The following is a 733-nucleotide window of genomic DNA, read 5'->3' as shown; positions in this document are numbered from 1 at the left end:
ACCGGGTGGCCGTTGATTTTGACGGTGCCGGCGGTTTTGGCGGCGTCTTTGGATTGGGCGACGTTGGCGTAGAGGATGTCGGTGGTGCCTTTGCCGCTGGGGGTGCGGCAGATGTCGTCGGTTTGCAGGATGCCGCCGGAACCGGCGTGGACGGCGCTACGGCCGTTGATGAGCACTTTGCCAGCCATTGCTTTACTGCTCCTTGTACTTTACCCGGCTTCAGGCCGGGGTCAGGCAAACGGCGCCGCGTACCGGCGCATCGGGGGTGTCGCACACCAGTACCGGCCCGGGTGCGGGAAAATCGTAAGGCGCCAGGCGGCGTTGGTAGTCGTATTCGGCGGCGATCAGCGCCAGTTGTAGCGGCAGTGCGGCCACGCCGACATCGCCGAAGGCGATGTGCAGCCGCTGTTGCTCGGGGCCGGGCTGGCCGCGCCAGAATGCGCCGTGGGTTTGATACCACTCCAGCTCGCCGGCAATTTCGGCGCCGAGGCCGTGGGAGACGGCCTGGAGTTGGCCGGCGGCAAGTTCGGCCTGTTCGAGGGCCGTTTTGATGGCGGTGCGAAGGCCCATAAGGCGTTCGGTTTCCGCGTTACCGACGGCCGGCTCGGGCTCGCTGGCCCAGCCGCGCAGCCAAGCCCGTACCGGCTGCGCGCCGGGCGTGCGGGTCAGTGCCACGGCCCCGGCCGCCTCGCCCGGCACAATGCCCTGGCCGGCGCCCGCGGTCATGATTCGA

2 protein-coding genes are annotated in these 733 nt (G+C 68.5%); both read right to left on the bottom strand.

Features of this window, described 5'->3' with window-relative positions; translation table 11 throughout:
* Positions 1–188, bottom strand: a 188-nt coding sequence (locus CAI21_RS22830; RefSeq protein ID WP_220349099.1) for a PAAR-like domain-containing protein, incomplete at its 3' end; no start/stop codon positions are given.
* Between the two features lie 31 nt (positions 189–219).
* On the bottom strand, positions 220–733 hold a 514-nt coding region (locus tag CAI21_RS23560), incomplete at its 5' end, for a hypothetical protein (RefSeq protein ID WP_220349097.1).

The sequence above is a fragment of the Alkalilimnicola ehrlichii genome (assembly GCF_003399765.1).
Taxonomy (GTDB): domain Bacteria; phylum Pseudomonadota; class Gammaproteobacteria; order Nitrococcales; family AK92; genus AK92.
Note: the sequence above shows the minus strand (reverse complement) of the source record. Positions and strands in the feature narration are given on the sequence as shown.